Genomic DNA, 6,407 nt, shown 5'->3' with positions numbered 1-6,407 from the left:
CAGCCCGTCGCTCGCGCCGAACACCGGCACGCCCGCGGTGGCGGCGGCGCGCAGCACGGCAAGCGTGGCCGCCTGGTCGTCGCCGATCAGGTCGGGCAGCACCAGCAGCGCATCGCTCCTGGGCATCAGCGCCTTGAGCGCACGGGCGAGCGAGCGCGGATCGGCAGCGTATTCCACCTGCAAGTCCCAGCCCGGCGCGGCGCGCCGCACTTCCTGCAACAGCGGTTCCGATTCATCCGTGACGACCATGCCCAGCCGGCGCTTGCGCGGCAGCACGGCGTCCACCAGCGCGATCGCATCGGCCATGGCCGGGTCGCGCAGCAGCACGCCGACGCGGCGGTCGACGCGGCGCAGCGCGGGATGGTTCTTGAGGCTTTCATAGTCGAGGCGGCTCAGCATCGCGAGCATCAGCGGCTCGGTGCCGGGCCGCTCCAGCGCGGCCTTGGCGGCGTCGGGGCCGACCGCGATGGTGATCGAGGCCGGCAGGGTGGCGGCGCCAGAGGCGTTGGCTCGCGCGCCTCGGGTGCGCACGCCGCCGCCAACACGATCGTCCTCCGCACCCGCCAGCTCGGTGGTCGCATTCGGCGCCCCCGCCGCGGTGCCCTGCGCGCCCACGCGCACCAGCGCGAAACTGCCGTTCGGATCCTGCGAGTCCTTCAATTGCCGCACGAACTCCACATGCGCCGGCAGGTCGTCGGCCTGCAGCACCGTGATGCCCACGGCGCGCACCGGCGTCGCCCACAGCATCGCCCACAGCAGCGCCAGGCACGGCGCGAGCCATACCTTGCGACCGGCGGCGACAAAGGGTGTGGGGAACATGGACTGCACAGCAGTGGTAGTTGAACCAATGTAAGGAGCGCACGCCGGTTGCGCGATAAGGCAGACGAGTTATGTCTGCAAGCCCCTGCGGGAGGATGCCGCAGCGGCATGGCGACAGATCGGCCGAACGGTCTATCCCGAATGGAAAGCCCTGCGCCGACGCTTCACACCTTCTCGCCCAAGGCCGCGAGCTGCGCTGCGATGGCTTGCCGCAGCACGCGCGGCGACACCGGCTTGTAGAGCACCGCGACGCCCGCGCTGGCCACTTCGCGCAGCCGGTCCGGCTTGGTCTCGCCGGTCACCAGCAGGCGGGCCGTGGCCGCGCCGATGCCGCGCGGATGCCGCTCCAGCGCCGCCAGCACGTCCAACCCGTTGTCGCCCTCGCGCAGCAGCAGGTCGCTCACCACCGCGTCCGGCGGGCGGTCCCAGTGGTCGGCCAGCGCCAGCGCTTCCTCGCGGCTTTGCGCCGCCATCACGACGGCGCCCCAGTTCGACAGCACCACCTGCAGGCCTTCGAGGATGGTGCGCTCGTCGTCGATCACCAGCACCCGCACGCCGGCCAGGCTGGCCTCGCCCTCGGGGCTGGCGCTGCCGTTCTGCAGCACCGGCGCCGCCTCGGCCGGCACCGCGGCGCGGATCATCACGCGCACGACGGTGCCGCACCGGGGCACCGAGCTGAGTTCCACGCGCGTGTTGAGCAGGTTCGCCAGGCGCTGCACCGTGGATAGCCCCAGGCCCATGCCGCGCGCACCGGTGCTGCGTGCCGGACCGATCTGGAAGAACTCCTCGAACACCCGCTTCTGGTGCTGCACCGCAATGCCGATGCCTGTGTCGTACACGTCGATGCGCACGCCCTTGCCGCGCCGCCGCGCGCCGATCAGCACGCCGCCTTCGTTGGTGTGGCGCAGCGAGTTCGACACCAGGTTGTTCAGGATGCGCGACAGCATCACGTAGTCGCAGCGCACCCACAGGTCGGTCTTGCGCACCACCAGGCGCAGGTTCTGCTGCTCGGCCACGGCGCGGAAGTTGCGGCTGATCTCGTCGAACAGGCGGTCCAGCGGGAAGTCGATCCATTGCGGCTGCAGCACCCCGGCGTCGAGCTGCGACAGGTTCAGCAGTTCAGAGAACAGCCGGTCCAGCGAATCGACGCACTCGCGGATGTGGCCGATGCGCTGCAGCTTGAGCGGGTCGGTCTCGCCGTTGGAGAGCCCGTCGGAGAACAGCGTCAGCGCATGCAGGGGCTGGCGCAGGTCATGGCTCGCGGCAGCCAGCAGCCGGGTCTTGGCCTGGCTCGCGACCTCGAGCTGCTGGTTCTTGCTTTCCAGCTCGGCCGTGGCCTGGGCGATGCGGCTTTGCAGAAGCCGCTGGCTTTCGCCGAGGGCGCGCGCGGCCTGGTTGAAGCCGTGCTGCAGGCGACGCACCTCGGTAGTGCCGGTGATCTGCACGCTGGCATCCTTCCCGGCGCCCAGGCGGTCCACCGCCTCGCCCAGCTCGCGGATCGGCGCACTGATGCGCCGCGCTGCCCACCAGGCTGCCAGCCCCACGCCGATCAGGCTGGCCGCCAGCACCCCGAACACGTTGAGCCAGACGTTGTTCTTGGCCTTCTGCACTGCGTCGAGGCTGATCTCCACCATCACCTTGCCGATGGGACTGCCCTCGTCGCTGACCACCGCGGCCACCACTTGCAGCCCTTCCGCCTTGCCGGACTCGAGGCTCTCGGCGTCGGCCACGATCTCGCCGTCATGGGTCCAGATCTGCACGCGCTGCACCTGTGGCTGTGCGCTGCCCGACTGCGCTGCGCGCAGCAGCGCGCGCCGGTCCATGCGCGCCAGCGGTGTCTGCGCCATGGCCGCCACTTGCAGGGCCACCGTCTGGCCGTTGGCCCGCATCAGGTTGGTGACACTGCCCAGGTGCTGCCGGGTCAGCACCGCGATGGCGCCCAGCGTGGCCACGATGGCCGGCAGCAGGGCGAGCAGCACCAGCTGCTGCGCCAGCGAGAAGTGGGTGAGCGTCCGCAGCGCACGGGCAGGGAAGGCCGGCGGGGGAGAGGGGGCCGTAGCGTCGGGTGTCACAGCATTGCAGTGTCAAGTAGTCAAAATCGTCACAAGTTGGTATTTAATTGTGGACCCGGCGCTTCTCATTTGACTACCGGACCCGACCCGAAGATAGATGCAGCTTTCATTCGTTCGCTCCAATGGCCCCGCGGTCGCGCAGCGTCGGGTCGATTGGCTGAAGCTGGTCGCTGCCTTTGCAATGGCCGTCTGGCTCGTCGGGCTGCTCATGATGGCGCGGCCCGCGACCGGACAAGTCGCGGCCAGCCCCACGGCGCCGGTGCGCTTCGGCATTCTGCCCCTCGGCGGCGCCTTCGAGTCGCGCAACGACTGGGAACCGCTGCTGGCCGACCTGAGTCGTGCGCTTGGAAGGCCGGTGGCGGTGCTCTCCGTCACGTCGTACGAAGCGCTCGAGCGCGCCATCGAGCGCGACGAAGTCGACATGGCCTTCCTGTCCGGCAAGATGGCGCTGGACACCGTCACGCAGCGGCGCATGACGGTCGTCGCGCAAGTGACGCGCCACGACGGCCTGCCGGGCTACCGCGCAACGCTGCTCACGCGCAAGGACAGCGCGCCGACGAGCCTGAAGGAGGTCCTCGACGACCCCGGCCGCTGGCGCCTGGCGCGCGGCGAGAGCCGGTCGGTGTCGGGCTTCATCGTGCCCCAACTGCAGTTGTTCCTGCCCAACCACATTGCGATGGAGACGCGCTTTCGCAGCGAGGTGGTCGGCACGCACCAGGCCACGGCGCTCGCAGTGGCCAACGGCGACGCCGACGTCGCGACCAACAACACCGCTGACTTCGAGCGCTTCACCCAGCAGTTCCCGGCCGAGGCGCAGCGCCTGCATGCAGTGTGGCAGTCCGACCTGATCCCGCATGCGCAGATCGTGGTGCGGCGCGCCTATCCGCCGGAGTTCCAGCGCAAGGTGCAGGCCTTCCTCGTCAGCTATGGCAAGGCCAAGGGCCCGGCGGGCGACGGCGAGCGCGCCACGTTGAAGTCGCTGCACGACCTGGCCGGCTTCGTGGCGGCCGACAACACGTCATTGCTGCCCGCAGCAAGGCTGGCCTATCAGCTGGCCCTGCAGAACGCGCTCACGGCGCAGTGGGTCAACGAGGCGGCCAGGCAGGCGCGACTGCTGCGCATCGAGAACGGGTATGCAGAGCAGGTGGGGGCGTTGAGGGGTGCGGCGCCTTGATTCATCGAGCGATCCGTCGGCGACTCCCTGGCTAGCGTGGCGGACTGGTTCAGGGTCCCCGTCTCCTGAGGTCCGTCCGGAACGCGGCGCGATCGGGTCGTCCGGTTACAGTTGCGTAACAATTTCAACCTCGTTTTTGCATGCCGCGCCGCAAGAAATCCAGCCCTGCCGAAGACTTCATCGACCTCGTCTCACTCCTGCCCTGGTACGTGGGGCTGGCGCTTGCTCTGGCCAGCTTCGTACTGCTGCACAGCGCGGCGACGCCACCTTCGTTTGCGGTGGCAAAGCCCGGCGACCTGGCCGGTGTCGTGGTTGGCTCGGTCTGGCCCATGCTCGCACGCATTTTTCAGCACCTGGTCCCCGCCCTCTGCGTGATTGGCGCCGCGGTTTCCGCGTGGCGCCGCCATACCCGCCGCAAGCTTGTCGACAACGTCACGCGGTCAGAGGCAGCAGACAGCCTGGATGGCATGACCTGGCGCGACTTCGAGAAGCTCGTCGGGGAAGGCTTTCGCTTGCAGGGATACGGCGTGCTGGAGAACGACGGTCCCGGACCCGATGGCGGCGTCGACCTGGTGTTGCGCAAGGGTGGCGAGAAGTACCTCGTGCAATGCAAGCAATGGCGTGCGTTCAAGGTGTCGGTGCCTGTCGTGCGCGAGCTCTACGGCGTGATGGCCGCGAGCGGGGCGGCCGGCGGATTCGTCGTGACCTCCGGGCGGTTCACGGCCGAAGCGCAGGAATTCGCCATGGGGCGCAATATCCGTTTGATCGACGGACCCAGGCTGCAGGAAATGCTGCGTCAAGCCAAGGTATCCAGGCAACCTGCCGCGGCGCCAGCGGCGACACCGCAGGTCAGGCCAAGTCCGGCCGCATCGACATACGCACCGATTCCAGCCGTCGAAACGCAAGCCCCCGCGATGCACGCACCCGCGTGCCCGAAGTGCAGGCAGCCGATGCTCCGCCGGACCGCGAAGAAGGGCGCCAACGCCGGGAAGGACTTCTGGGGGTGTTCGGAATATCCGCGTTGCAGGGGCACTGCATAAGCGCTGCGCCTTACTGATGCAAGCCGCGTCGGTTCGGTGAACCGGCTGCAGAGCGGCGAGGTCCGCGAGGTGCAGGCTCACGGAAACCGCTGCGTGTTGCTGATCTGTCAGTGCGCCAGTACAAACGGGTGGACCTGAATGTCGCCATCCGGGAACGAGGCCACCAGCTTCAACTCACCACCCAGCGCCATGACGTAATCGCGGGGAGTGCTGACGTACATGTCGTCACGGCGTTCCAGCTTTGAAACAGCGGCCTGTTCAACATTCATAACGTTCCGGCACCAACAGCCGACTTCGGCACTCAGCCGGGATCGCAGTGCAGCAGTCGCCAGGCCATTGGCGATCGCATCGCCACACGCGGCACATCACCCCCCGCGCGCGTAACGCCCCGGCGGCAATCCCACATGCCGGCTGAACGCGGTACTGAAGGTGCTCGCCGACCCATACCCCACACGCTCCGCAACCTCCGCGATCCCGACGTCGTTGCGCCGCAGAAGATCCTTCGCGATGGCCATGCGCCAGGCCAGCAGGTACTCCATCGGCGGCAAGCCCACGGCGCGCGTGAATCGATCGAAGAACGCCGAGCGTGACAGCGCGGCCTTCTTCGCAAGCTGGGCCATGGTCCAGGGACGCCCAGGATCGCCGTGCATCTGCCGCATCGCCTGCGCCAGCCGCGCATCGGCCAGGCCGCGCAGCAAGCCGGGCGGCGCGTCTTCGCCCGAGCTGGAGCGCAGCGCCTCGATGAGCAGCAGTTCCACGAGCCGCGTGAGCACCAGTTCGCGGCCGGACCGGCGTTCGCTGGATTCCTCGCCGACCAGCCGCACCAGCACCGACAGCCGCTCGACGCCGCGCACATGCACCAGCGTCGGCAGCAGCGACACGAGCAAGGCCGCGTCGGGTGAATCGAAGACGAAGTAGCCGCCGAGCAGACGCGCGTCGGGTTGCCCGCCCCGCGTGCCGTGGCGCACCTCGCCGGTGGATGCAGCCGTCGCTTTCGGATCGATATGCACCGGCGTCACCGGCTCGAAGCCCGACAGCACGAAGCCCGGCGTCGCCGGCAGCAACACGAAGTCGCCCGCTGCGAGCGCGACTGCTTCCTCGCCATCGACCGCGAGCCTGCAACTACCCGAAAGCACCGCACAGAAGCTGGGCTGGCCGAAGTCGGAGTAGCGCACGCCCCAGCGACCGGCGCCGCTGATGCGCTTGGAGAACACGGCACGGGGCTGGAGAAGCGCAATGACTTCGGACAGCGGGTCGTTCATCAGTTGGACGATTGCAAATGAAATCTGGACTTTGCATTGT

6 protein-coding genes are annotated in these 6,407 nt (G+C 68.6%); 2 read left to right on the top strand and 4 right to left on the bottom strand.

All coding sequences use genetic code 11. From position 1 onward, the window contains the following. Together HB681_RS28125 and HB681_RS28120 are read right to left on the bottom strand one after the other, a co-directional pair. On the bottom strand, positions 1-819 hold an 819-nt coding region (locus tag HB681_RS28125; RefSeq protein WP_213958169.1), incomplete at its 3' end, for an ABC transporter substrate-binding protein. 164 nt (positions 820-983) lie between these two features. Next, positions 984-2,891 (bottom strand): hybrid sensor histidine kinase/response regulator, encoded by a 1,908-nt coding sequence (locus HB681_RS28120; protein WP_345944769.1) that lies wholly within the window; start codon positions 2,889-2,891, stop codon positions 984-986. A gap of 97 nt (positions 2,892-2,988) precedes the next feature. Between HB681_RS28120 and phnD the strand changes: the two genes are divergently transcribed. Both phnD and HB681_RS28110 read left to right on the top strand, forming a co-directional pair. Further along, on the top strand, positions 2,989-4,065 hold the full coding sequence (gene phnD, locus HB681_RS28115; RefSeq protein ID WP_256735133.1) for a phosphate/phosphite/phosphonate ABC transporter substrate-binding protein: 1,077 nt from the start codon (positions 2,989-2,991) through the stop codon (positions 4,063-4,065). A 140-nt stretch (positions 4,066-4,205) separates the two neighbouring features. Next, entirely contained in the window at positions 4,206-5,105 is a 900-nt protein-coding gene (locus HB681_RS28110) for a restriction endonuclease (RefSeq protein WP_213958168.1), read from the top strand. 107 nt (positions 5,106-5,212) lie between these two features. On the opposite strand, the gene HB681_RS28105 is transcribed toward HB681_RS28110, so the two are convergent. Further along, positions 5,213-5,374 (bottom strand): hypothetical protein, encoded by a 162-nt coding sequence (locus HB681_RS28105; RefSeq protein WP_256735132.1) that lies wholly within the window; start codon positions 5,372-5,374, stop codon positions 5,213-5,215. Between the two features lie 96 nt (positions 5,375-5,470). Then, positions 5,471-6,367, bottom strand: coding sequence for an AraC family transcriptional regulator (locus tag HB681_RS28100; protein WP_213958167.1), 897 nt, complete (start codon positions 6,365-6,367; stop codon positions 5,471-5,473). Positions 6,368-6,407 lie beyond the last annotated feature (40 nt).

Origin of the sequence: Variovorax sp. dw_954 (genome assembly GCF_018449755.1) — a bacterium.
Classification (GTDB): Bacteria; Pseudomonadota; Gammaproteobacteria; order Burkholderiales; family Burkholderiaceae_C; genus Variovorax.
Note: the sequence above shows the minus strand (reverse complement) of the source record. Positions and strands in the feature narration are given on the sequence as shown.